28 protein-coding genes and 1 pseudogene are annotated in these 22,220 nt (G+C 54.2%); 1 reads left to right on the forward strand and 28 read right to left on the reverse strand.

The window, feature by feature from the left end; genetic code table 11:
* Positions 1 to 56: 56 nt before the first annotated feature.
* Positions 57 to 749: a response regulator transcription factor gene (locus ROSEINA2194_RS04770; protein WP_007884039.1), complete on the reverse strand. Its 693-nt coding sequence runs from the start codon at positions 747 to 749 to the stop codon at positions 57 to 59.
* Positions 742 to 930 (reverse strand): helix-turn-helix domain-containing protein, encoded by a 189-nt coding sequence (locus ROSEINA2194_RS04775; protein ID WP_007884040.1) that lies wholly within the window; start codon positions 928 to 930, stop codon positions 742 to 744. Before ROSEINA2194_RS04775 ends, ROSEINA2194_RS04770 begins: the two co-directional genes overlap by 8 nt.
* A 150-nt stretch (positions 931 to 1,080) precedes the next feature.
* On the opposite strand from ROSEINA2194_RS04775, the gene ROSEINA2194_RS04780 reads away from it, so the two are divergent.
* Positions 1,081 to 1,440: a helix-turn-helix transcriptional regulator gene (locus ROSEINA2194_RS04780; protein WP_014080810.1), complete on the forward strand. Its 360-nt coding sequence runs from the start codon at positions 1,081 to 1,083 to the stop codon at positions 1,438 to 1,440.
* A gap of 203 nt (positions 1,441 to 1,643) precedes the next feature.
* Here ROSEINA2194_RS04780 and ROSEINA2194_RS04785 read toward each other — a convergent pair whose 3' ends face one another.
* The 26 genes and pseudogenes from ROSEINA2194_RS04785 to ROSEINA2194_RS04900 form a co-directional block, all read right to left on the reverse strand.
* Positions 1,644 to 2,990, reverse strand: a complete 1,347-nt coding sequence (locus tag ROSEINA2194_RS04785; protein WP_044025051.1) for a relaxase/mobilization nuclease domain-containing protein — start codon at positions 2,988 to 2,990, stop codon at positions 1,644 to 1,646.
* 141 nt (positions 2,991 to 3,131) lie between these two features.
* On the reverse strand, positions 3,132 to 3,419 hold the full coding sequence (locus ROSEINA2194_RS04790) for a CD1845 family protein (RefSeq protein WP_014080812.1): 288 nt from the start codon (positions 3,417 to 3,419) through the stop codon (positions 3,132 to 3,134).
* A gap of 163 nt (positions 3,420 to 3,582) precedes the next feature.
* Positions 3,583 to 3,930, reverse strand: a complete 348-nt coding sequence (locus ROSEINA2194_RS04795; protein ID WP_005933598.1) for a plasmid mobilization protein — start codon at positions 3,928 to 3,930, stop codon at positions 3,583 to 3,585.
* Entirely contained in the window at positions 3,927 to 4,097 is a 171-nt protein-coding gene (locus ROSEINA2194_RS20160) for a DUF4316 domain-containing protein (protein WP_005933602.1), read from the reverse strand. Before ROSEINA2194_RS20160 ends, ROSEINA2194_RS04795 begins: the two co-directional genes overlap by 4 nt.
* Positions 4,098 to 4,216: 119 nt before the next feature.
* Positions 4,217 to 4,708, reverse strand: a complete 492-nt coding sequence (locus ROSEINA2194_RS04800) for a defense against restriction DarA-related protein (protein WP_007884045.1) — start codon at positions 4,706 to 4,708, stop codon at positions 4,217 to 4,219.
* A gap of 13 nt (positions 4,709 to 4,721) precedes the next feature.
* A complete protein-coding gene (locus ROSEINA2194_RS04805; protein ID WP_005933609.1) occupies positions 4,722 to 5,678 on the reverse strand; it encodes a DUF8626 domain-containing protein in 957 nt (318 codons plus the stop codon).
* A gap of 162 nt (positions 5,679 to 5,840) precedes the next feature.
* A complete protein-coding gene (locus ROSEINA2194_RS23475) occupies positions 5,841 to 6,209 on the reverse strand; it encodes a cysteine-rich VLP domain-containing protein (protein WP_005933611.1) in 369 nt (122 codons plus the stop codon).
* Positions 6,210 to 6,386: 177 nt separating this feature from the next.
* On the reverse strand, positions 6,387 to 7,127 hold the full coding sequence (locus ROSEINA2194_RS04815) for a DUF4366 domain-containing protein (RefSeq protein ID WP_005933614.1): 741 nt from the start codon (positions 7,125 to 7,127) through the stop codon (positions 6,387 to 6,389).
* 2 nt (positions 7,128 to 7,129) lie between these two features.
* Complete coding sequence (locus tag ROSEINA2194_RS04820) at positions 7,130 to 7,384, reverse strand: DUF4315 family protein (protein ID WP_005933616.1); 255 nt, start codon at positions 7,382 to 7,384, stop codon at positions 7,130 to 7,132.
* A gap of 13 nt (positions 7,385 to 7,397) precedes the next feature.
* Positions 7,398 to 9,101, reverse strand: coding sequence for a C40 family peptidase (locus ROSEINA2194_RS04825; RefSeq protein WP_005933618.1), 1,704 nt, complete (start codon positions 9,099 to 9,101; stop codon positions 7,398 to 7,400).
* Positions 9,082 to 11,385: a VirB4-like conjugal transfer ATPase, CD1110 family gene (locus ROSEINA2194_RS04830; RefSeq protein ID WP_369122137.1), complete on the reverse strand. Its 2,304-nt coding sequence runs from the start codon at positions 11,383 to 11,385 to the stop codon at positions 9,082 to 9,084. Before ROSEINA2194_RS04830 ends, ROSEINA2194_RS04825 begins: the two co-directional genes overlap by 20 nt.
* Positions 11,386 to 11,398: 13 nt before the next feature.
* A complete protein-coding gene (locus tag ROSEINA2194_RS04835) occupies positions 11,399 to 11,794 on the reverse strand; it encodes a PrgI family protein (RefSeq protein ID WP_005933624.1) in 396 nt (131 codons plus the stop codon).
* Entirely contained in the window at positions 11,782 to 12,381 is a 600-nt protein-coding gene (locus ROSEINA2194_RS04840) for an MT-A70 family methyltransferase (RefSeq protein ID WP_005933628.1), read from the reverse strand. Before ROSEINA2194_RS04840 ends, ROSEINA2194_RS04835 begins: the two co-directional genes overlap by 13 nt.
* Positions 12,378 to 13,172 carry a DNA-methyltransferase gene (locus ROSEINA2194_RS04845; RefSeq protein ID WP_005933631.1) on the reverse strand — a complete coding sequence of 265 codons (795 nt, stop codon included), beginning with the start codon at positions 13,170 to 13,172 and terminating at the stop codon, positions 12,378 to 12,380. The genes ROSEINA2194_RS04840 and ROSEINA2194_RS04845 overlap by 4 nt, the downstream gene beginning before the upstream one ends.
* Positions 13,162 to 13,710, reverse strand: a complete 549-nt coding sequence (locus ROSEINA2194_RS04850; protein ID WP_005933634.1) for a septation protein SpoVG family protein — start codon at positions 13,708 to 13,710, stop codon at positions 13,162 to 13,164. The genes ROSEINA2194_RS04845 and ROSEINA2194_RS04850 overlap by 11 nt, the downstream gene beginning before the upstream one ends.
* A 53-nt stretch (positions 13,711 to 13,763) precedes the next feature.
* Positions 13,764 to 14,630: a VirB6/TrbL-like conjugal transfer protein, CD1112 family gene (locus tag ROSEINA2194_RS04855; protein ID WP_007884061.1), complete on the reverse strand. Its 867-nt coding sequence runs from the start codon at positions 14,628 to 14,630 to the stop codon at positions 13,764 to 13,766.
* 9 nt (positions 14,631 to 14,639) lie between these two features.
* A pseudogene (locus ROSEINA2194_RS20165) lies at positions 14,640 to 14,720 on the reverse strand (Maff2 family mobile element protein); the annotation flags it as partial.
* A gap of 89 nt (positions 14,721 to 14,809) precedes the next feature.
* Positions 14,810 to 16,474: a recombinase family protein gene (locus ROSEINA2194_RS04860; protein ID WP_007884068.1), complete on the reverse strand. Its 1,665-nt coding sequence runs from the start codon at positions 16,472 to 16,474 to the stop codon at positions 14,810 to 14,812.
* 6 nt (positions 16,475 to 16,480) lie between these two features.
* Positions 16,481 to 16,678 (reverse strand): hypothetical protein, encoded by a 198-nt coding sequence (locus ROSEINA2194_RS04865; protein WP_006858666.1) that lies wholly within the window; start codon positions 16,676 to 16,678, stop codon positions 16,481 to 16,483.
* Positions 16,679 to 16,919: 241 nt separating this feature from the next.
* Positions 16,920 to 18,212, reverse strand: a complete 1,293-nt coding sequence (locus ROSEINA2194_RS04870; RefSeq protein WP_007884071.1) for a virulence-associated E family protein — start codon at positions 18,210 to 18,212, stop codon at positions 16,920 to 16,922.
* Between the two features lie 13 nt (positions 18,213 to 18,225).
* Positions 18,226 to 18,867, reverse strand: a complete 642-nt coding sequence (locus tag ROSEINA2194_RS04875) for a CHC2 zinc finger domain-containing protein (protein WP_014081132.1) — start codon at positions 18,865 to 18,867, stop codon at positions 18,226 to 18,228.
* Between the two features lie 64 nt (positions 18,868 to 18,931).
* On the reverse strand, positions 18,932 to 20,521 hold the full coding sequence (mobQ, locus tag ROSEINA2194_RS04880; RefSeq protein ID WP_006859284.1) for a MobQ family relaxase: 1,590 nt from the start codon (positions 20,519 to 20,521) through the stop codon (positions 18,932 to 18,934).
* Between the two features lie 152 nt (positions 20,522 to 20,673).
* Positions 20,674 to 21,033 (reverse strand): SdpI family protein, encoded by a 360-nt coding sequence (locus ROSEINA2194_RS04885; RefSeq protein WP_006859274.1) that lies wholly within the window; start codon positions 21,031 to 21,033, stop codon positions 20,674 to 20,676.
* 287 nt (positions 21,034 to 21,320) lie between these two features.
* Entirely contained in the window at positions 21,321 to 21,623 is a 303-nt protein-coding gene (locus tag ROSEINA2194_RS04890) for a DUF3847 domain-containing protein (RefSeq protein ID WP_006859273.1), read from the reverse strand.
* Positions 21,620 to 21,952, reverse strand: a complete 333-nt coding sequence (locus ROSEINA2194_RS04895; protein WP_006859272.1) for a replication initiator protein A — start codon at positions 21,950 to 21,952, stop codon at positions 21,620 to 21,622. Before ROSEINA2194_RS04895 ends, ROSEINA2194_RS04890 begins: the two co-directional genes overlap by 4 nt.
* Positions 21,953 to 22,138 (reverse strand): hypothetical protein, encoded by a 186-nt coding sequence (locus ROSEINA2194_RS04900; protein WP_033118356.1) that lies wholly within the window; start codon positions 22,136 to 22,138, stop codon positions 21,953 to 21,955.
* Positions 22,139 to 22,220 lie beyond the last annotated feature (82 nt).

The following is a 22,220-nucleotide window of genomic DNA, read 5'->3' on the forward strand; positions in this document are numbered from 1 at the left end:
CAATACAGCCACAACAGCAATCACAATGGACAAGGATACGATAATTTCCATGCTGACTACACCTCCTTATTAAACCGGTAGCCAATCCCTTTGACCGTTTGTATATACTTTGGGCTTGAAGGATTGACTTCTAATTTTTTACGAAGTCGGCTGATAATCGCCATAATGTTACTGTCATCATAGAAATATTCTTCGCCCCATACTTCCTCATAAATCTGCTGTTTGGTCAAAATTTTCCCTTGATGTTTTGCACAGTACAGGAGCAAATCAAATTCCTTTGGGGGCAGTTCAAAAGTGCCGTTTGATGTAGTAACAGAACGATTTTCAAGGTCAATCTGCAATCCGTAAAAATTTAGCTTTTGTATGGCTCCAGCTTGCTGATTAAAGCGAGTGTAGCGGCGAATAAGAGACGCAATACGGGCAATCAGTTCATCCATATCAAACGGTTTTGTAAGATAATCGTCCGCTCCGGCCCGTAAGCCCCGTACTTTAGAAATGCTGTCATTTTTAGATGTGAACATCAAAATCGGCAAGCTGTACTCCTTGCGAATTTCTTCCAGCGTTTCAAACCCGTCCATGCCGGGCATCATCACATCCAGCACCACAAGCTGGTATTCCTGCTCTCTTAATTTTTGTAAGCCCTCTTTTCCGGTATTACAAAAATCAGCTTCTATGTTTTCTGCTTGTACGCTACGTTTAATCAAAGTGCACAGCTCTTTGTCATCATCTATAATCAGGATTTTATTCATGGCGCAACTCCTTTCCTTGTTTTGTCCTTCCGTCAATCGGCTTTTCCGCATCTTTTGGAATTAGCCAGATAGTTGCCATCTTTACAGCACCAGGAATACGCCCGGCAGCACAATAGTAATTTACTCTACGAGGTGTCACGCCCCATTTTTCGGCGGCCTCTTTTAGTGTCATATAATCCATTCTGCACCTCCATAGAGTATATTATAGTTCTTCGACTCGAACAATACAAGTTTTGGAAGAAAAGAATGTGAAATTAAATAGTCAGTAGTATGAAATACACAGTCGTTCAAATAATATCACATGAAATGTAAAATCATATCAGGTGATGTTATGAAGATAGAACGAGATGAAAGACGCTTTGATTTTCACGATATAGGGCTCGCCATCAAGCGTGCAAGAGAAGCCAGCGGTATGACACAGGAGCAACTGGCCTATATTGTTGACCGCGCTCCGCGTACCATTATGTATAATGAAAATGATGGTCAGCATCCAAGCTTCAACACCTTTTATCAGATGGTCACAATGTTTGATATATCGGTGGATCAATACTTTTACCCGTCCCAGAATAGCGGGAGCGAGTGCAGGAAGCGGATTGATGCCATGTTGAACGCCTTGGACGAAAGAGAATTGAAAATCGTTGAAGCTACAATCCAAGCGATGAAAGCGGCCAAGGAAACGGAGGATGCGTAAAGAGAAACACGCGCCTCCGTTTTTTCGCGCCACTTCCGGGGTTGCGCGTTTCGGCAAGCAATTCGGGTGTGGCCACACTCCGAAATTTTTGCTGGCCGCAGGCCCGCAAAAATGCTTGTTGGGGAGCTCCCCAAACCCGCTGGACTTCGGGACAAATTGTCCCAAAGTTCCGGCGCTATGCGCCTGTTGTCTGCGGCCTGTCGCTATCGCTCCTGGGCCTTATTTTCCCGCCCGTCTGTCACGCCGAGCAGATGATCTATGTTCGCTTTGACCGCCACAGCCTGCCGCATATCCGCCTGGGCCTTGCGGTATTCCGCATAGAGGGCTTTTTTCTTTCCCGCCAATTCCTGGCGGGACTTTTTCATATCCGCCATCTTTGGCAATTTTGCACCGTCCAAAAGCTCATTCATAGTGGCCCGGGCCGCCCGGTAAGCGGCAAGCTCCGCCTCATGCTCCGACAGATATTTTTTACTGTACCGGGCCGCCTTGTAACCGTCAAACACAGGCCGGGTTTTTGCGTAGTCCACAGTAGCCGCCATGAGCCCGGAGGTCTTTTCCAGCTCCGCCTCCGTTTGCCGCAATTCCTCGGACAGCGTGTGAAAACGCTCTACTGCCTTTTCTGTACTGGCCGCCAGCGCCTCATAGTCCATCAAATCATTTTCCCGCAGGTACTGGAGCGCAGCAGCCATCTGTTTCAGATTGTAAACCTTGGCCCACCGTTCATAGGCCGGGCCCTTGCCCTGTGCCATGCGCTCTTGAATGTCTATAATCAGATTAACACGCCGGGCAGGAGCCGGAGCCTCCTGCGGGAGCTCCGGGATCGGACGCTCCCCGGCAATCATAGCCCGGATGTCCTCGGGATCAAAACCATCCCCGAGGGTAGATGCCCGCAGGCGGGTGGGCTTATCCTGTCCGGGAGCAAGAAAGGAGATCACACCGCCACGGCCATGCTTTACCAGAAAGCCGGTCTCCTCCATGAGCCTCAGAAACGCCGGAAAATCGGCGGGCTGTTTTTTCAGAGCCTCCACGATGGCCAGCCGCACCCGCTGTTTTGCAGAGGGCGGCTTTTCCACAATCCACTGGCCATAATGGAGATACCGGCCCTTGCTGTGCTGTTTTGGATTTTGGATCACAGAGAGGTCATGCTCAACGCACACCCGGTCAGAGAGCCGCCGCAGAGCAAAGCTGGAGCCGATAAAATTATGGAACTTCCGGGAGCGGTCAAAGGCCGTTGAATTGAAATAAATGTGATTGTGGAGGTGGCTCTTGTCTGTGTGGGTGCAGACAAAAAACTGATACTTTCCCTTTGTCCAGCGCATGGCTGTTTCATAGCCGATCTGGTTGGCCTCCTCTGCTGTTACTTCGCCGGGTGGGAACGCCTGCCGGATTTGAAAAAACAGGGCTCCACGCTCTACGGCCCGGCCCATTTCCGCCTGGTACTGACTCTTTACCAGCAGAAACTCAGCGGGAGCCGTGGCCGGATCGCAGAGGTATGAGGACAGGGCTCCCAGCTTTTTCGGATTAAGCCCATAGTTAAAGCGTTCCTCCATTGTCTGGACAGCGCCTTTCCCAGCCGCCACCTTGTAGGGCCGGATATAAGTTGTAGCCGTGAGCACACCTCCTTCCAAAAGAAAACGGCGGCTGTCCGTCCAGCCGCCGCAGGGGGCTTCGGGACAAATTGTCCCAAAGCGTTATCCTGTGATAAAACTCTTTAGCGAGTAGTTGAGACTGTCCAGCTTGTCAATGAGCCACTCCGCCACAGCGGGCAGGCCGAAGGGCGAAACAGCAAAGGCGATCACAAGCCCCTGTATGCCCCAGCGATCCCCCGTGATTAAAGCAAACAGGGCTCCGATCAGACAGAGAAAGGACAGGGCGCAGAACACCCATGACGCAAAGGAAAAAGCAAAATTCAATACTGCCACAAGGAGCGTGAGGGCCAGAACAAAGGGGGCCGCTAAAAGTTTCAGAATGATCCGCATCGCTTGATACCTCCTTGAAAAGTGTGGTTTATGGTTCCTTACATGATAATTATACCTCTGTCCGGGAGGGACAACAAGGATGCCTCCGGCTTTCAGCACCTCGGGACAAATTGTCCCGAAGTAGTGAAAACCGGGGAGCGGCATACGCCACTCCCCGGCAGGATCAGAGCTCCACCAATGCGGAGAGCTTTTTCAGCAGATCGAACAGCGGCCCCCACAGGGCGGCATAGTCCCGTTGCAAAGCGGCGATCTCCTCGGGGTAAATCCCGCCGTAGGTGTTGGCCTGGATCGCCACTTGATTGAGGTTGTTTGAGCACCGCCGCTGGAGCGATACCAACTCCCGGACGGGCGAGAGGTCAACATGGAGCACATAGCCATTGAGGGCCATTTTCCGCATATAGGCCCCCATATTGCGGATGCCCGACTCGGCCATGCGTTGTTGAATAAGGGCCTGCTCCTCCTCGGACACCATCACATGGAGATGGATCGGGCGGCGGCGTTTCTTTGTCATCGTTCCTCCCGTTCCCGGCTCCGGCGCTTGTGGGGCGGTTCCTTAACCTTATCCAGCTCCTTTTCCTCCGGGGGTGGGGCCTGGTTATTGAGAACACCGTCCAGCATATTGTAATTGTGCTCGGTGGCGATCTCCGCACTTTTCATCGGGTTATATCTTTCTTCCATACAAATCCTCCTATCGGTCGCCCCGGTCGGGGGCCTTTTTCTTATGGATGGGATCGCCCTGGCTGGCTTCGGCCAGAGCTCCGGCCTCTTTCATCTGCTGGGCAATCGAGAGGGGCCTGTCATCGTTTTTTTCGGGATAATTCAGAAATGACGGAGGCAGGACGGAGCTCATAGTCAGACGCCTCCTTTTCGGTCAGCGGTCTTGTATAAGTCAGATGCCCCCATGCCAGAAATGCGCCGCCCTCCACCGGGATGCGGCGGTCATAGTTGACGATCTCATCCGGGGCATTGTGGGGCGGTTTGGGGAATGTCCCGATGTCCACAGGCCGCTGGGTAGAGTAATATTTGTAAAGGCCGGGGGCCTCGGTCTGCACGATCCCCACATAGTAAAGCCGCTGATAGTCCTTTACCCGGTCTGAAAAATCCTGTTCCATAGCGGCCAGATCGTTGCCGTAATGTCCCCATTCATACTGCCGCTGGCCGTTCTTATCATCGTAACAGGCCCATGTGACATAGGGGGATGGAGCTGTGGGATGATGCCCCAGCGCAAAGCCCCTGCCATTTTCCAGCATCACAGCCTTCAAAATGGAATAGCCTTGATTTTTGTCCACAAATACACCTCCTTCATCGTGTCATATCCTTTTCCGTTTTCCGGGCAAAGGGCTGGAGCTGGTAAGGGCTCTGCCCATCCTCCGGGCGCAAAAATTCCATCCGGCCCGCCGCATATATGGCATTTTTCGTAAGCTGTCTCTGCCATGCTCCCTGGCTGGGAGCCCACTTAAAACCGTTGCTTTTCAGTTCCCGCCGCTGTTCCTCCGATGGCTTTTCCTCAAAAAAGAGCTGCAAGCGGTTTTCTCCTTCGTTGATTTCCGCCCGTCCCCCGGGAAAGGCCCAGCCCGCATATTCCGACTGGCTTTTCAAATCCTCAATGCGCTGGCGTGTGCGGCGGATGTTGGCGTTGTTGTTGGTAAGCAGATAGGACGGATAGGGTACGGGATTTTTGCGCCAGTCGGATGCCATAGAGGACTGGAACTTTCCAATTTCCTCGGCGGACAGGACGGGACAGCCCTCCAGCGTTTTATGCTTGCGGTAGTAGGCATTGACGGTTTTCATTTCCTCCTGCATGGCCTCCAGCCCTGCCAGCTTCGCCTCCAGCTTTTCCACGGCCCGGTCATCGTCTGCGCTGATCCCGCCCATACCTGTTGAGCGCACCTTATCCAGCAGGCCCTCGATCTGCATATATTCGCCCATATTCTTATCCCGGGCGGCGTTCTGCTTTTCCTTTTTCCGCACCGGGAAGTTGGAGCCTCCGGCGATGAGGATCGAGGGTACACGGGCATCTATGAGATTGCACTGGTTGATGTTCTCCGCCAGCTTGCGGGCATAGCGGTCTATGAGCCCGTCAATCTTTTCGTGGTACATGGGATCGACACGCCCTTTCTGCTGTTTCCCGAGGGTATAGGCCCGATCCACCATTTCACGGTAAGCGGCGGTGGCGGAGCCGGGAACATAGTCGGAAAAGCTGTTGGCGTTTTTGGCACGCCGGGCGGCCTCCTCATTGATGGGGTAATATTTCGGCATAATTCCTCCTCTCAGAAAGCGGGTACTTCGGGACAAAGTGTCCCAAAGTCCCGCTGTATGGATGTTGACAGCATCGGGGCAAACGGGGCCAGACCGTAGAATGATACGGCAGGCCAACGAAATGGCCCCGGAAAGCCTTGCTATAAGCGGGTTTTACAGGCCCTAATTGTCAACGGATGCACCCCGCTTTTTCCGCATATATTCCCGTTGCTGGCGGCGGTGGGCTTTCTTTGCACAGGCCGCCGAGCAGTACGCCTGCCGCCTGTCCGGGGGAACAGGCCCGCCGCATACCGGGCATATCTTAAAATCCGGCCTTGGGCCCTCGCTCATAAGGGCCACTTCCAGCGCCGGATCAAGGGGCAGGACGGACTCCCGGAAATAGCGGCAGTATGATCCCGTCCAGCATTTACCCAGCATATAGCAATCGCTATCCAGCGGCAGGCATCCGTATTCCCGGTCATAGTTAGCGCACCATGTTACCACAAGAGAGCGGATCGCTGTCTTTTCCTTGCGTGTCAGTTCACGGGACAATCCATCACCTCCCGCCAGCCCCGGCCTTCAAAAGCTCCTTGTAGCAGGACACACAGGCGATCCCCCGCCAGTAACAGCAGCCATAACAGGCGGAGCCCCTGGGCGGCCTGTTCTCAGCGGGAGCCTGGGGACGGGGTTTTTCTTTCATCATTCGTTCAAAGGGACTGTTGGTAAAATTCATCTGATTTCCTCCTTTTCTTCGGTTTCGTCCTCCTCGTCCCACGGGGGGCCGTCATCTTCAAACTCGTCATAGTCCGGGTACTCCCCGCCATCGTCCTCCTCGGGCTGGTCAGCTTGCTGGTGTTTCGGACAGTAAATCTTGAAATACCATGCGGCCCCGCCGCCGATGCCCATGACAGCCAGCACCAAAAGGATCATCCCGGCGTTGCCCGGCTTCTCGGGTTCCGGCTCCGGCTCTGGGGCAGGCTCGGGCTCCGGCTCTGCGCCTACGCATTTTGCCAGATTGACGGAGCACACCGGGCAGTCTGTATTCACAGTCCCCGCCGCACATTTCTCCGGACAGGAGCAGACCGCCTGTTCCACGCCAGCGGCCTCGGCTGCGGCCAGCAGATCCCCCTCATCCACAACGCTGAAAAAGTAGGTTTCATACTGTTCACCTTCCTCGTCCACAGGCTTGTCATAATCAATGACAATGTAAAAGGTATTGCCGCCGCTGGTCTGTACGGTAATAAACTGCTTGTTGGTGTGCTCGTCATAGAGCAGATCACGGGTTACAAGGTTTCCCTCCTCGGAAAAGCCCTCGCCCGGCGTAATAGTCGGCTCCGGGGCCGGGGTTTCCATTGTGGGATCGCCGTAGTCCTCGCCCTCGCCGCCTGCGTAGGCATAGGCGGGAACGCTAAAGCCGCATAACAAAACAGCGGCACAAAGCACCGCTGTCAAAACTCGAAACCGTTTCATATTCAGTTTTCCTCCTTTTCCTCATCCTCGGACTTCGGGACACTTTGTCCCAAAGCCCCGCCGCCTTTCAGCTTTTCAAACAGCAGGGGCAGTTCCGCAAGGGGGATGCTCATGCCACGCACGATGTCCACGATCTCGCTGTTTTCCGCCTCCAGCTTTTTCTGCTCCAGCTCCCTGAGCCGGGCCTGCTGTTCGCTGATTTTGGCCTTGACCTTATCAATCTCGGCTTGGATTTTCATGCTTTTTGCTGTTGCCATAAATGACCTCCAATCATGGTAAACGCCCGTAGGCGTAAAAATGAGACTGCCAGTAGCTTGTATTTAAGTTTGCGTATCCGATGGGATCTCCGCAGTGGAGCATCCGCCCATCGCCTACATAAATCCCACAGTGGCTCACGCCCGGGGTATCATAGGTTCCCTTGAAAAACACAAGGTTGCCGGGCCTTGGGGAGCTGGTCGGAGTGCAGATGTTGTAAAGCCCCTGCGCCCCAAGACGACCCACATTCCAGCCGGAGTGATTGATCACCCATGACACATAGCCGGAGCAGTCAAAGGATGTAGACGGGCTGGAGCCGCCCCACACATAGGGATAGCCGATGTATTTCTCTGCCTCCGAGAAAATAGCGGCGAATGTTTCATCGTCCAGATATTCCCCCGGAACCTCATAGCCCTCCGGCGGGTTGGTAATGTATTTGTCTACATAGGGGGAGTCGGGAAACAGGTCGGGACGGTTGCCGAGGGTGGACATATAGATGGAGTACCGGGACATCTGTTCTTCGCTCAACAGGGAAACAGGCAGGTGGGACAGGTTTTTGTTTTCCAGCGTCACATAGCAGATGTACCACGAATAGGGTTCATCGTCGCTGTCGTAGCGTGTCTCCACCTCCACACGCTCCGTCAGAATATACTGGCGGTCAAAGAGCATTTGCAGGGAGCCCTCCACCTGTGAAAGCGTCCATTCCCCCTCATGGAGCGCCGACAGCAGGGAAATGAGCACATAGGGATCGTGTTCGATCTCGTCCAGATCGAAGTGGTACTCGTCATAATCGTGGGTGCTTTCGTAGGTATCAAGGTAGGTTTGCAGTTCTGCCTCCAGCCCGGCATAAGCCGCCTCCGCCCCTAAAATCGCCTCATCCTCAGAGGGGTAAGTGGTGGCCCCCAGCGCCCCGGCTCCGGCGTTGCCGATGGACACCAGCGAGGACGAACAGGACTGGAGCAGGACGATCACAAGGACACAGGCCAGAGCCAGCAGGCATCCGACTGGATGGCGCTTCACAAACCCGGCGGCCCGGGCTGTCAGCTTTTCCGTGGCGGCGGCTGTTTTCCCGGCGGCTTTGGCTCCCTGTTTTGCGGCCTCCTTCGCCCGCTTCTGGTATTGCCTTCTAAGCCGCTGTTTCTGCCAGTACCGGGTAAAATAGTTTTGGGAAAGCTCCGGGTGCTCCTGTGCGGCGGTGTGGAAATGATAATCCGCCGCTGCTTTCTGATACCTGGCCTCGGCCCGGCTGGCCGCCCTTGCCGGATGCTCCCGGACTTTGCGCTTTACAAACCGGGAGCCATGCCGCAGGATAACCTCCCCGGCAAGTTCCGAACGGTGGGCCCCTTCCGTTCCTACATTTTCCTGCTCCACCTCGTAGAGCTTGCCATGCACAAAGCCGTGAACGCCCCATCCGGCGGCCCCCGCCGCCTTACGGATCGGGCCTTTTTGTTTGGGCGGCTTCTGCTTTGCCAGCTTTTCCCGGGCGGCTTCCCGTTTTTCGCCCCGCTTTTCCATGCGGAGCTTGGATGCCGCCGCCTGTTCCTGCTGGCTTTTCTGCCGAAATTTTGACTTTGGGACACTTTGTCCCGAAGTGCCAGCCGCCCCGGGCGCCTGTTCAGAGCCAGCCCCAAAAGCAGGGCCACCGGGCTCGGCAGCTCCGCCTCCGGGTTCCGTATGCGTTTGGGACTCCGGGCGTGGTTTATTCGGTTTTCGCTTCATTCTTCATATCCTCCGGTCGGGTGGTTAAGAGGTCATAGATTTCCCCCTTCGGGAACCGATCCACAAACGGGATGGTCACATTCCCGTAAAACAGCAGGCCCTCGCCGGAATTAGAGTGGGTAATGTAGGAAAGCTGATGCTCGGAAATACCGAGCTGTCTTGCCAAAATCGCCCGGTCGCTCTGAGCTTGCGAGAGCAAAATCATAAAATCGGTGTTATCCAGAATGTTCTCAATCTCCCGGCTGGCCAGAAGGTCTTTTACATTCTGCGTGAGGGCGCTGGGAACGCAGCCTTTCTTTCTCAGCATTTTCCACACCGCCACAAAATAGCTGGCGGTCAGCGGATCACGGAGCAGGACATGGAACTCATCGAAGTAGCACCATGTCGCCACGCCCTCCCGGAAGTTGGTATCTACCGCCTGGGACACAAATTCATTTGTGATGTGCATGGCGATCTTGCGGAGGTTTTCTCCCATGTTTTTCAGCACGATACACACCACCCGGCTGTCGGTTTTCACATTCGTGGGATGGTTAAACAGGTTGAGGGAGCCGGTGCAGTAGAGCTCAAGGGCGGTTGCCACACGCCGGGCCTCGGGCTCCGGCTGTTTCAAGAGCTCCTCGTACAAGTCCTGCAAAAGCGGGGTTTTTCCCGTATCAAGCCCAAGGGCCTGTTCCCGGTACACCAGCCGCACACAGCGGTCAACAACTGTCTTTTCGATGGGCTGTAAGCCTTCCTTTCCGCCTACCACCAGCTCGCACAGGGAAAGCAGGAAATCTGCCTTCATGGAAAGAGGGCTCTCCCCGGCGGCCATGTTAAGCTCCACATCCATCGGGTTTAGGTGGTGGTGGCTGTCCGGGGCAATCTCGATCACCTGTCCGCCCAGCCTGCGAACCAGCGGGGCATATTCGCCCATCGGATCGACAATGATAATCCGATCCTGGGGGATGGTCAGAAAGACATTGAGCAGTTCCCGCTTTGCCGCAAAGGATTTTCCCGAGCCTGTAGAGCCGAGGTACATTCCGTTGGCCGACTTCAGCTTTTTGCGGTCAGCCATAATGACATTGTGGGAAAGGGCGTTCATGCCATAGTAGAGGGCCTGCCCGTCCATCCGCAGCTCCCTTGTCATAAAGGGGATAAAAATTGCTGTGGAGCTGGTTGTCATACCACGCTGGATCTCCACTTCGTTGTAGCCGAGGGCCAGCGAGGACACAAAGCCCTGCTCCTGTTGCCAGTCCAGCCGCTTGAGGGCGCAGTTGTATTTCTGTGCGATGCCGCCCACGGTAAACACATCATTTTCCAGCCGCTGGCGGGTAGGGGCCATATTGACTACCGTAAAAGTCAAAAGGAACATCCTTTCGTTGCGGGACTGGAGGTCGGCAAGGAGCTCCGCCGCATCCTTGGAAAAGGTAATGAGGTCGGGCGGGAGAATGTCGGGATCATACCCGGCCCGGACAGCCTTCCGCTGTTCCTCCACCTTCATTTTCCCGATGTCGGAGATTTTTCCCTTGATGGTTTTGATGGCCTTTAGCTGATCCACCGTCTGGATATGGAGGGTTACGGTCATTTCCGCATCCAGCTCCAGCATTTCTGCCAGCAGTTTATCCGAGAGCTCAGACGCCAAAATCTGCAAGTAGGAAACAGCGCCCCAATACTGGCCCACCCGGAACAGGCGGGAGTGCCGGAAGTCAAAGCTGTCCGGGGCGATATAGTCCTTGGTGCCAAGCCCCGTCTGCGGGATGTCCTTCCATGAAAAGCGGAACGGTTCCCGGTTGCCCGGATGCATCTGGCTGTGAAGCAGGGCCAGCCTTGCCCGTCCGTCCATCGGTTCACAGGGAACACCCAGCCGCTTAAAGTTGCCCATCACATCGGCTTCCACACGCTCCAGACGGGGCCGGGCCTCCACGATCCCTCCGGCTGGGATGCCGAAAGTAATGTACTTGGAGCGTTCAATCCCGTTGTTAGACCGGGCGATCTGGTTTTTCAGCATCCCGGTAAATTCCTCCCGGACGCTGTTAAAATCATCATCCGCCTGGGGAATGTTTACCTTATAGCGGCTCCGGGAGTGGGAGCGGCGGTTGATAAAGGAAAGCTGGAACGGCAGGGAGCTGTCAAAGTAGTTGAGAAATGAGCTCCAACCGCCAAAGATTGCAGTCTGATCCTCAGTGGATGCCACGGAATAATTGATGTCCTCATATTCCACGGTCTTTGTGTAGAGCCCGCCGGGGAGCTTGCATACCCCGTCCGGATGCATCGCCACATAGGGGATCGTCTGCTGGGCGGACAGGGCCGCCCGGTTTTTAGCCTTTGCGGTTTTTCTTCCGCTGGTTGGATTTGCCTTTCGCAATCACATCCTCCTTTCTCACAGCGCCCCGTTCGGCAAAGGGGGCGTAAATGTTTTGTGTCTGATAGGGCCTGACTCCGGACCGCAGAAACCGGGCCCGTATGATGTTTTTCAGCACCTTTTCCGCCGGGAGCCCGTCTTTTTCATACATGGCCAGAAGAAACGCCGGGAGCATCACGGCCAGCATAAGGAACATGGCCCCGGTATTGCCGATAGAGCCCCGGGCCAGCAGATAGGACGGGATGCCTACCGCCGCCGCACAGCTAAAACAGATGAGCTGGCGCTTGGTAAGGTTTAGGGCCATTTTGGTTTTTACTTTTGACAGGTCGTTGGGTACATTCACATAGGGCATGGATCAGCCTCCTTTCCGGCCCCTTTAACCTCGGGACACTTTGTCCCAAAGTCCGGGATCGTGCTTTTCACTTCATTTCCCCACACCTCCCAGCCGGGCGGGGACTGTCTGGCAAAGAGCTCCACCCGGGGCAGGTCGCCCATAAGGGCCACGATCTTTTCCCGGGCCTCGTCCGGCTTTTTGCTGTGGGCTTCAATCGGGGAAATGATAAACTGATGGATATTTGCCGCCTGCCGTTTGGGATGGCCCTTGGTAGCTAGCAGGCAGATTTCTGCATTTCCCCTCGTCCAGAAGCCAAGGCCATAAAACCAACTGTCCGCCTTTTTATTCTTTTTCAGCCAGACAAAGGCCACAGACTTATAGCGGAAGCCCCACGCCTCTATGAGCCGCAGGGCCTCCGGGAGCTGGGGGAAAGTCGCCCACAAAAAAAGTGCACTGTCCGGGGCGGCCAGATCAGCCACCGGGAGCGCACACAGATCGTCAATCCCCATTGTGGGATAATGGTTTTCTGCCGCCCCCTGTACTTTATTGCGCTGGTACTGCCAAGGGGGATCGGCGTAAATGATAGAATAGTTTCCGATAGTCATACTCCTTTCTGCCCGGCTTTGACCGCCTCAGTAGCCAGCCGGATGCGTTCTGTAGCTGGGGCGTAAAAGGCCGGGGCGGTTTCAAAGCATACAAAGCGGCGGCCCGTATTGACGGCAGCCACAGCAGTCGTGCCGGAGCCAGCGCAGATGTCTGCCACTACCTCCCCGGGCCGGGTATAGGTTCTGATGAGATACTCGCACAGCTCCACGGGTTTCTGCGTTGGGTGGACGGTACGCTGTACGGAAGAAAAGGCCAGCAGGTTTCCGGGAAAACGAAGGCCATCCTCTGATCCGCTGCTGGAACGCAGGAATTTTCCATAGTTGGGGCTGTTGTCCCCTGTCCGGGAAATTTTCTTATAGGGCTTGCCCTGTTCAAACTGCGGATCGTAATAGGGCAATTTTTGATAAAACACCAGAATGTTTTCCGTCCGCTTTAGGGGAGCCCGCCTTGCATTGAGAAAGCCAGTACACCTGCTTTTGTACCACACCCATTCATAGCGGAGCATAGAGAGGTTGGATGCCCCCAGCACCTTATCATAGGGGCATTGTGCGAAAAACAGCACTGCGCCATCCGGTTTGACAGCCCACTTGACCGCCTCCCACAGCTCCGGGAGCGGGAGCGGCACATCCCAAAAATTCCGGGTAGTGCCATAGGGTGGATCGGTAAGGAGCATATCAACCGAGTGCTTCGGCAAAGAGCGCAGCCCTTCAATCCCGTCCATCAAAAACAGCCCCTCCGGGCAGGCTGGAGACTTCGGGACAATTTGTCTCGAGGTCACATCACCTGTCATTCCGGGCCTCCTTTTTCTTTGCCGGGGCGGTTCGGGCGGCATTTTCCTTCCCAGCCTCCCTTGCGGCCTGTGCCATCTGCTCCTTGATCGGGGTGGGGCGGACTGCCTCGGCCCGGGCGATGAGCTTTTCCACCGCTGAATGGTACGCCTGGGCTCCCGCCGCATTGAGCCGCTCCTGGGTGGCCCGGTCATTGATCCGCACCGTGGAGCGGTAGCCCGTCCTGCTGGTGGGATCGGGTTTGCTGGGAGCCCCGAGGAAAATCCCGTTCTTGCCATCCACCACCTTGAAATCGTCGATCACTACACCGCCATAGTTGACGCTGGCAAAGCCGATGAGCTTGCCTTGGGGCTCAATCGGGCGAACCGTAACTTCGATGGGAACAGCGGCCTCCTGCAAAATTGCGTCCGTCCGCAGCTTAACTGCCTCGTCCACCGTCACGCCTTTTACCTCGGCCAGCTCCGCAATCGGCGCATCAAACAGCCAGCGCCGCTCCTCGGCGGCGATCTGTTCCGGGGTTAATATGACATCCTTACTCAAAATTGTTTCCTCCTTTCCCGGCCTCGGGACACTTTGTCCCGAAGTCCGTCCGTTTAATGCGCCCCGAAGATGCGCTGGGCGATGCCGCCTGTCTTAAACAGCATGAAGCACAGAAGAACCGTATAGCCCACGGTTCCCCATATCGCTCCAATCGGATCGCCGCCTGTGGCGATGCCTTGAATAAGCACCGCATAGATCGCAACACAGACCAGTATGAGCATCCCTTGAAAGCCTACGGCGAACAGGGATTTTAGGTAGTTCTGCCCTGTGCCGCCCAGCTCCCGGTTGGAAAGCGTGGCAACGGGCAGGGGTGCTAAACTGGTCATTAAATATATTTCAATCATTCTTCCGTACACCAGAACGAAAATGATGATCCCCATGATCTGCATGGTCAGCCCGATCACAGAGGACTGGAGCCACAGGCCAAGGAGCGGCCCCAAGTCCATGCCCTCCAGCGTGATTTCCAGCTCCGTCAGCATATCCGGCGTAATGTCGGTGGAGCCTTGGATGAGCCCCGCCGCAACCGCAATCACGCTCTGCGACACATCGAACACCGCCATGACAATATTAAAGGTGTTGGAAAGAATGAGGATGGCACAAGCGGTTTTGAATACCCATTTGTAGATATTCGCCACATCAAACTCGTGCATATTGTTCTTTTCCAAAAGCATCTGTATCAGCTCGTAGGTGGCAACAAAGGTCAGCACCAATCCGGCAATCGGCAGGATCACCGTTTCGGAAAGCTGGCGGATGAGGGAGAAAACCCTGGCGTTCCATGCCGCCGGGGTAGTCCCTACCTGTACCGCAATCTCTCCGACTTTGGCATTGACGGTATCAAAAAGCCCTTCGAGGTTCCCCATGATACCGCTGATCAACAGCTCTTTCAGCCAGTTCGTGAGCCAGTCGGTGAGAAAATCCATAAGCCCTCCTTAGAACAAGCCAGACAGCAGGGGGATCAGCGTGGTTCCCAAAAGGATGATGCCGCCGCCAGCCATGAGCTGTTTCATACCAAAATAGGTGTAAAACTCTGCTCGATGGCGGGCGGCGGCGTGTCAAGAAATTTATGGAATTTTTTTAGAACCGCCCCGGCGGGAACAGGTCAGGCCGTGACCTGTTCCACCTCCGGGATGGGTTTGAGATTAAAATGAATTTCAATAGAAATGTGTCGTGTCTTATCGCTGTCGATGTGTTCATGGACAACGATTTCTTTAATCAGACGGTTGAGGGTGGCAGCGTCCAGCTCCGTGATGTCGGCGTATTCCTGAATGGCGTCCACCCATTGCTTGGCGTCCACGGCAAGGCGGATTTCATCAGCCAGCTTCCTGCGCCCCTGTTCAACCCGTTCCTTTAGTTCAGCCTGTTCCTTCTGCGTCTTATCCAGCATGAGATTGAAGTTTGCTTCGCTGATACGTCCGGCAACCATGTCCTCATAGAGCCGCAGCACCATTTTTTCCAGTACCTCAATCCGTTCCTCGTGCTTCGTCAGGGAACGCTCCAACGCTTCCCGCTGGCCTTTCTGCTCGGCTTCACAGGTGTTGGTAAGCCGTCCGGCAACAGCTTCCCCGTCCATCAGGGCGGCCTTCGCACATTCCCGGATTTTGTTCAGCACAAGGCGGTAAAGGGTTTCGTACTCCACACGGTGCTGGGTACAGTGCTGTTTCCCATAGGCATTATAGGTCTTACAGGAATAAATCTGCTTCGGGTGCTTGTCGTTGGTGTAGCGGATAGTCAGTGATTTCCCACACTCGCCACATTTGAGAAGCCCCGCAAACAGGCTGATTTCCCCGGTCTGGCGGGAACGCTGCCGGGATTTCAGCTTGTCCTGCACGATGTCAAAGCTCTTGCGGTCAACAATCGGCTCATGCCGTTCCTCCACCACAATCCAGTCCTGCGGCTTTTTTTCCCCGATGGTGCCGATTTTGAAGCGGTAGTCCTTCTTCTGGGAAGCGATAGCCCCGGTATAGACGGGATTCATCAGGATGTCCTTGATTACCGAAAAATCCCACATATACCGCCCGTTTACCGGGTCTTTCTTTTCCCATTTAGTGCGGACATTGCGGAAGCCCCGTTCCCGGTTCCACCATGTAGGGCAAGGCACCTTCTGTTCTTCCAGCCTGCGCCGGATAAAGTTCGGGCCGTGTCCTTCCAGCGCCCAGCGGAAGATTTGCCGGACAATGGGGGCGGTTTCCTCGTCCACCAGCAGATGGTTTTTGTCCTCCGGGTCTTTCTGATACCCGAAAGGGGCGATACAGCCGGTAAACTGGCCTTGCTGGGCTTTCAGAAGGTAAGAGGAATGTACCTTCTTGGAAATATCCTTGCTGTACATCTCGTTGAGGATGTTCTTGAACGGCGCAATGTCGTTATTCTCCCGCATGGTGTCGATACCGTCATTCATGGCGATATAGCGGACGCCGTGGCGGGGAAAGAAGTCCTCAATGAGTGTGCCGGTCTGCAAATAATTTCTGCCCAACCTCGATAAATCTTTCGTTATGACAAGGTTTATCTGCCTGCGCTCGATGGCTTTGAGCATCCGTTTCAGGTCGGGGCGCTCCATGTTCAGCCCCGTGTAGCCATCGTCCTGATAGACTGCCACAACCTCCCATCCCTGCTTTTCGCAGTATTTTTCCAGCATATCCCGCTGGTTGGCAATACTGGCGCTCTCCCCGTCAAGGTCATCGTCTTTGGAAAGCCTGCAATAGATGGCTGCCCGGAAGCTGCCTGCCAGTATTGCGTCCATGTCTGTATATTCATATCCGTTCATCATAACCGTTTACCCGCACAATCCAGACGGAACACGGTTCTTCTGAACCTCATCCTTATTATACTCTAAATCTTGTGTTTTCGCAAGATTTTCTTTGCTGGTATTCTGCCCATATTTTTGGGCAATCAGGCTCACAAAGACGTCTGTGGCGTCCAGTTCGCCGTCAAAAACTGTGGTAACATGAATCTCTGTTTTCGTTTTTGCCATAGGCAGTTATCCTCCATAATAGAATAAGCCAGACAAGGAGAAGGTCGGCAACGAAGTCCGGCAACGGGCTTCAAAAAACCTGAAAACTATCTCTGTCTGGCAGTTTGGCTCTTATTTTTATTTTCTTTTATTTTTCTGTTGTTTTGGTTGCTGATAAGGGGAAAAGCCCGCAGTTACGGGGGGTTCCCGGCAACCGGCTCGGCAACGGGAGTGCAACAGGGTCGGCAACCGGCTGCATTTTTCAGAAGGGAAGCTCCATCTGTTCCGTGACTTCCTCAAATCCTTCCGGGATTTTTTCAGCTCCGTTGCTGATGTCCGTTGCTTTCGTTTCACGCTCCCAGCCCTTTTGCCTGCCGTATTCCGGGAACACACGGGGGTTGGAAAAGTAATTCCAGCCCGTCACGCAATGGTTCATGATGTCGTTGACTTCCCGGATTTCCCATTGCTTCGGCTCGTCAAAGGGGTGGTTCAGGGCTTCCTTGAAAAGCTGCTTGGAACACACCATGCCGCCGGTATAGCGGTCAAGGTATGCCTGTATCATCCCGGCCTTGGTGTCCTCCGGCATGAAATCCCGCTGGTGTTCTTTGAGATAGCGCACCATTTCCGGGCTGAAAGACAGCTTAAAATCCCCGCTGCGGTAAACCGTCATGGCTTCTGCCCAGACCTGTGCAAGATAGGCTCTGGAAGCGGCTTCGTCCTCCAAAATGTGAACCTCGGCCTGTTCCGGGTACACCATGACCGGCAGGAAGCGCCGGTTGCCGGAACGGTCAAGGGGCAGGAAGTCAAGGGCATTGGAAGTGCCGCCGAACACACATTGCCGCAGCCTGTCCTCCGGGTGGGTTTCGTATGGGATTTTATAGACCTCCTTCTGTCGGCTTAAAAATGACTTGATTTCCTCAATGCTCTTGGCATTGGCGGTGGCAATCATCTCCGACATCTCGATAATCCAGTGGCCTTGCAGCTTGCGGTACACGTTATCATCATCCAGCTTCCGCAAATCATCGGAAAACCACTCGTCTTTTACTGCCAGCAGCCGGAAAAAGGTGGATTTCCCGGCTCCCTGACCGCCCACCAGACAGAGCATGACTTCAAATTTACAGCCGGGGCAAAATGCCCGGTGGATGGCTCCCAGCAGGAACAGCCGCAGGGCTTCATAGGTGTACTGGTCGGTGTCGGCTCCCAGAAAGTGGCGCAGGCAATAGCGGATACGCTCCTGCCCATCCCATGAAAGGCCGTTCAGGTAGTCCCGGACGGGGTGGTAGCCGTTTTCATTGGCAACAATCCCGATGGCGGCGGTAATCTTTTTCTCACTGGTAAGCCCATAGGTTTCTTCCAGATACAGGAGCAGATAGTTCATATCCGTGTCCGTGATGGCGGTGCCGATGCGGTGGTAGCCGATGGGCTTTACAATGTCCACTCGCTCGGTCAGCAGATTTTTTGCGATTGCCCCGGAAAGCAGCGGGTCATTCTGAAAGACGGTCAGGCAGTTGCGGATACTGTTGCGGACGCTGCCTTTCTCGGTGCTTTCCAGCATGGCCTTTACTTCCTCAATGCTCCGGGGCGGGGCTGCTTCTTGTATGGTCTGTTCTGCGGCCTGCCGTATCTTGGGCGGCAAGCTCTGCCATTCGTCTTTCAAGATTGCTCACTTCCTTTCCATAGTCAACGATAAGGACTGCCCGTTCCTCCATATCCGGGGAGAGCAGCACATCCAGCAGATATTCCACATGGGATTGCTTCTGCAAGGCTTCCACAAAAAGCGGGTGCCATGCTTCTTCCGGCATCTTAGGGGCATAGTCCCGTTTCCAGCGGCGCAGAAGATGGTAATAATCGGACAGCACCCGGAAGCAGTAACGCTCCATGCGGCAAAACCGCTGTTCCGGGGTTTCCTGCCGGGGTTTGGGTTTTCTCCTGCCGGGTGGTTCCCTGTCCTCATAGGGGATGGAGAACTCCTGCGCCAGCATGAGGGCGGCTTCCTTCGGACTGACAGCTTCCAGACGGGAAACAAAGTCAATCACATCCCCGTCTGCCTGACAGCCGAAACAGTGAAAGCGCCGGTCAACCTTCATGCTGGGGTTTTTATCAGCATGGAAGGGGCAGACACACATCCCGTTTCGTCCCACCCGGATTCCAAAATGCTCCGCAGCCTGCCGGGTGGTAACAGACTGCTTGACAGCTTTAAATACATTCAAATAAATCCTCCTGAAAATAAGAAAAGCGCCTGTCATTCTCGAAAAAGAAAATAGCAAGCGCCTATTAAAGTTCCATATCCTGTTTTTTCTCTGTGCGGGGCTGCTTCCGTTTCTCGGCCTGTTCTTCCCGGATACGCTGCGTCCGGCCTTTGACTGCCTGCTGGATGGACGGTTTCTTTCCCGGCTCGGCGGTCTGGCGGTACTGTTCAGACGGAAGAACCTGATTGAGCCAGTGACGCACATCCCGGAGAATCTTCACATCCTCCTGTAATGCGGACAACCGTTCCTTATATCCGGCAACTTCTCCGGCAAGCTGTGTCTGTTCCTCATTCAGCTTTTTAATGCTGTACTTCTTCTCCTTCAAATGCACCTTGAAATAACGGATAGCGGCATTATAGGCGTCCAGCTCGTCCCGATGGGCGGCGGCAAACTGTTCCCGTGGCTTCTTAAACCGGATGGCAGCATACTCCACATGAACCGGCTTATGGGCTTCAAAGTTGGCGATATGGGAAAGCAGGGTGTTGATTTCTTTCATACGCTGTTCTTTCGGCTTCATCTCTGCCCGGATGGAAACGGCCTGCCCGCTGACGGTATCCAGATAAGCGTCCAAACTCTGCACAGTGGACAGCTCCTTTTCCCGCAGATAGCGGATAGCTTCCATAACCTTGTTGAAATCGGCAACGCTGCCTGTAAGCTGGCCTTTGCTTGTCCAGCCTGTACGTTCCTCCCGGCGCAAATCCAGATATTTCCCCAGCAGCTCCGGCAGGGTGGGTTCCTTCGATTCCTGCAAGGCTTCCAGCAGGGCGGCTTTTTTCTCCTTCAGGTCTGCAATCCAGCCTTTCAGGTGGCGTACCATCTGCCGGATAGATTGCATAAGGGAATTGGCGGCTTTGATGTCCCGGTTCAAGTTGCCGATGTTGGTCTGTATCCCTCGTTTCTCCATCTGGCTGACTGCTGGCCCCATATGGACGGTGGGGATTTTATCAAGCCCCTGCCGTTCATAGGAACGAAGGTCAAGGCGCTCCGGGCGTCCGTTGGCTTCCAGATAGCGGTTAGCGGTAGCCGCCCAGCCCTGCCGCCAGATCTCTCCGTACTTCTGGTCGTTCCAGTCCACGGTATCCTCCTTGTGGCTTTTCCAGCTCCCGGACGGGAGCCGGATACGCTCGCCGTTCTCGTCAAGGTCATAAACCTTCCGGCTCTTGGGAAGCCATTTCCCGTTTTCGTCCATTGCCCGCATGGTCAGCAGGATGTGGGCGTGGGGATTCCCATTCCCTTTGTCGTGGATGGCAAAATCGGCAATCATGCCTTTAGAAACAAAAAACTCCCGGCAGTAGTCCCGGATAAGGTCGGCGTGCTGTTCCGGGGGGATTTCCCTCGGTATGGCAAGCACGATTCTCCGGGCAAGCTGGGAGTTCCATTGCTTCTCGATAGCTTCGGCGGCGTTCCACAAAGTATTGCGGTCTGCATACGCTGGTGGGGCGTGGGGCGGCAGCATGATTTCTGTATGGACAATCTCGCTTTTATGGGAATAGTATTTCTGCTTCTGGTCGTACTCGGAAAACAGCCGTTCCCCACTCTGGTAGGCGGCAGACGCAACGGCTGACTGGTGGTTGCTGCGCTGGATTATTTTTATATCATGGTGTGGACAGGGCATAGCGTTCCTCCTTCCTGTGGTTGATTTTGGGCAAAAGAAAAGCAGGAAACCGTTTCTGATTTCCTGCTTAGTGGTGTCGCTGGTAGGCGATTAGTATTCAGTTTTGAAGGTTCGGGTCAGGTTGGCTCGATGATGGAAAGCTGTCTAATAGCTTAAAAGTTTTTGTTCGCAAATTTACTTGTAATTCCAGTTTCTGTTTTATAAAATCCAAAAATCAGAAAAATAATTCCAACAACTACTCCTGCAAATACGGTAGTCTGTGTAGAAATATTAAGAAGAAGTAAGGATATACACAAAACGATTTCTACCAAACCTAATGTTTTGCCAATACCAATAAAAATATTAGGTGCTATGCTTTGTGCATAATCCCAATGCTCTTGTGACTTCCGAGATGTAGGCGTATTGTATCCGTTACCGGATGTCATATCTTTTACCGGGTGCTTCTTTAAGATATATCCTACAAAAACCATAACAAAGGGTATGATGAAATTCAAAGCAATCAATCCATACATAAAACCATCTCCTTAGATAGTGTTCGTCATTAGCTTTATTATACTACGGGCAGTCCTGTTTTGGAATAGATAAATTGTAAACTTGCTGGACGGGAACAGCTTGCAGCGCAAGGTGTTCCCGGGCGGCAAGTCCACAAAGGGGTAGCTGGCGCAGCCAGCGCAGGGGAAGTGTAGCGTCCCCTGTGATGATTGGAAGCAGCCGCAACGGTGCTGAAAATCATCCGCTTTCCGCAGGAAGCCCCCGGCAGGGCGCAACGCACCGGCTTGACCGGTGTATAGTTGCGCCCTTACTCCGTAAGGGATTCCCCGGCTACCCGCCCTTTCACGCTTTCTGCAACTATTTCCTTCATGCCACTTTGAGAAAATGCCTGTTTCAGAATGTCCATCACATCCTCGTCTGTCAGCACTTCCGGCCTTAAAAGGAAACTTTCCAGCATAGCTCCTCTGGTACAGAGCCGGTGCGTCCGTTCCTTCCGGGTAAGCTGCTTCACCTGGTGTTCCAGTATTTTTTCTTCATGCTGCGCCCGCCGCAGTCTGGCTTCGCCTTTGGCAATCTCCTGATTCAGCTTTTCCAGCTTCTCATTTATCATGGCAGCCCTCCTTTGGGAAGCAGCGTGTAAATGCGGTTTGGTTCTCCCACACCCCGGCGCACCCGCAGGATAAGCCCGATGTCCTCCAATTCTTTCAGGGAACGCTTCACAGTGACGGGGCTGCGGGAGAGGGCTGCCGCTAATTCCATGATAGGAAAACGGACAAACAAAATGCCGTTGCTATCCTCTATCCCTGCCGTAAGGGTGGTGTTCAGCAGACGGGCATACATGACTTTTGCTGTGCTGCTGATCGGCAGCCGAAGCATTGCGGCGGGTAGCGGCATACAAGGCGGCAGAACCGTGTCTGCGCTCATAAATTCAAATTCCATTTAACTGATTTTCTCCTTTCGCTTGGCTCGTTTTGACAGGTAATGGGGGCAGTCTATCACGACAGCCCGGAAACTCTGCTTGCACTTATGCTGGCACTTCCGGCACAGGTCGTTGTAGGCCACACGCCCCCGGTCATTGAGGAAGAAGGAAAGCTCCAACTTCCGTTTCTTGCTCATTCTCGGCATAGTGCCTCCTATCATAGAAAATCCGCCCATTTCAGCCGTAACAACGGGAACAGGCGGATAAAGGTTTTTGGTGTCATGTTTC

The organism is Roseburia inulinivorans DSM 16841 (genome assembly GCF_000174195.1).
GTDB lineage: Bacteria > Bacillota > Clostridia > Lachnospirales > Lachnospiraceae > Roseburia > Roseburia inulinivorans.

Excerpts from the sequence above, each read along its gene's own strand:
- ROSEINA2194_RS04895 (WP_006859272.1), bottom strand. The coding sequence starts at position 21,952 with ATGGAATTTGAATTTATGAGCGCAGACACGGTTCTGCCGCCTTGTATG.
- ROSEINA2194_RS04865 (WP_006858666.1), bottom strand. The coding sequence starts at position 16,678 with ATGGCAAAAACGAAAACAGAGATTCATGTTACCACAGTTTTTGACGGC.
- ROSEINA2194_RS04815 (WP_005933614.1), bottom strand. The coding sequence starts at position 7,127 with ATGAAACGGTTTCGAGTTTTGACAGCGGTGCTTTGTGCCGCTGTTTTG.
- ROSEINA2194_RS04845 (WP_005933631.1), bottom strand. The coding sequence starts at position 13,172 with ATGACAGGTGATGTGACCTCGAGACAAATTGTCCCGAAGTCTCCAGCC.
- ROSEINA2194_RS04790 (WP_014080812.1), bottom strand. The coding sequence starts at position 3,419 with ATGCGGATCATTCTGAAACTTTTAGCGGCCCCCTTTGTTCTGGCCCTC.
- ROSEINA2194_RS04890 (WP_006859273.1), bottom strand. The coding sequence starts at position 21,623 with ATGATAAATGAGAAGCTGGAAAAGCTGAATCAGGAGATTGCCAAAGGC.
- ROSEINA2194_RS04770 (WP_007884039.1), bottom strand. The coding sequence starts at position 749 with ATGAATAAAATCCTGATTATAGATGATGACAAAGAGCTGTGCACTTTG.
- ROSEINA2194_RS20160 (WP_005933602.1), bottom strand. The coding sequence starts at position 4,097 with ATGGAAGAAAGATATAACCCGATGAAAAGTGCGGAGATCGCCACCGAG.
- ROSEINA2194_RS04825 (WP_005933618.1), bottom strand. The coding sequence starts at position 9,101 with ATGAAGCGAAAACCGAATAAACCACGCCCGGAGTCCCAAACGCATACG.
- ROSEINA2194_RS04840 (WP_005933628.1), bottom strand. The coding sequence starts at position 12,381 with ATGACTATCGGAAACTATTCTATCATTTACGCCGATCCCCCTTGGCAG.
- ROSEINA2194_RS04820 (WP_005933616.1), bottom strand. The coding sequence starts at position 7,384 with ATGGCAACAGCAAAAAGCATGAAAATCCAAGCCGAGATTGATAAGGTC.
- ROSEINA2194_RS04795 (WP_005933598.1), bottom strand. The coding sequence starts at position 3,930 with ATGACAAAGAAACGCCGCCGCCCGATCCATCTCCATGTGATGGTGTCC.
- ROSEINA2194_RS04860 (WP_007884068.1), bottom strand. The coding sequence starts at position 16,474 with ATGATGAACGGATATGAATATACAGACATGGACGCAATACTGGCAGGC.
- ROSEINA2194_RS04785 (WP_044025051.1), bottom strand. The coding sequence starts at position 2,990 with ATGGAGGAACGCTTTAACTATGGGCTTAATCCGAAAAAGCTGGGAGCC.
- ROSEINA2194_RS04855 (WP_007884061.1), bottom strand. The coding sequence starts at position 14,630 with ATGGATTTTCTCACCGACTGGCTCACGAACTGGCTGAAAGAGCTGTTG.
- ROSEINA2194_RS04780 (WP_014080810.1), top strand. The coding sequence starts at position 1,081 with ATGAAGATAGAACGAGATGAAAGACGCTTTGATTTTCACGATATAGGG.
- ROSEINA2194_RS04775 (WP_007884040.1), bottom strand. The coding sequence starts at position 930 with ATGGATTATATGACACTAAAAGAGGCCGCCGAAAAATGGGGCGTGACA.
- mobQ (WP_006859284.1), bottom strand. The coding sequence starts at position 20,521 with ATGCCCTGTCCACACCATGATATAAAAATAATCCAGCGCAGCAACCAC.
- ROSEINA2194_RS04805 (WP_005933609.1), bottom strand. The coding sequence starts at position 5,678 with ATGCCGAAATATTACCCCATCAATGAGGAGGCCGCCCGGCGTGCCAAA.
- ROSEINA2194_RS04885 (WP_006859274.1), bottom strand. The coding sequence starts at position 21,033 with ATGTATGGATTGATTGCTTTGAATTTCATCATACCCTTTGTTATGGTT.
- ROSEINA2194_RS04870 (WP_007884071.1), bottom strand. The coding sequence starts at position 18,212 with ATGCTGGAAAGCACCGAGAAAGGCAGCGTCCGCAACAGTATCCGCAAC.
- ROSEINA2194_RS04900 (WP_033118356.1), bottom strand. The coding sequence starts at position 22,138 with ATGCCGAGAATGAGCAAGAAACGGAAGTTGGAGCTTTCCTTCTTCCTC.
- ROSEINA2194_RS04835 (WP_005933624.1), bottom strand. The coding sequence starts at position 11,794 with ATGCCCTATGTGAATGTACCCAACGACCTGTCAAAAGTAAAAACCAAA.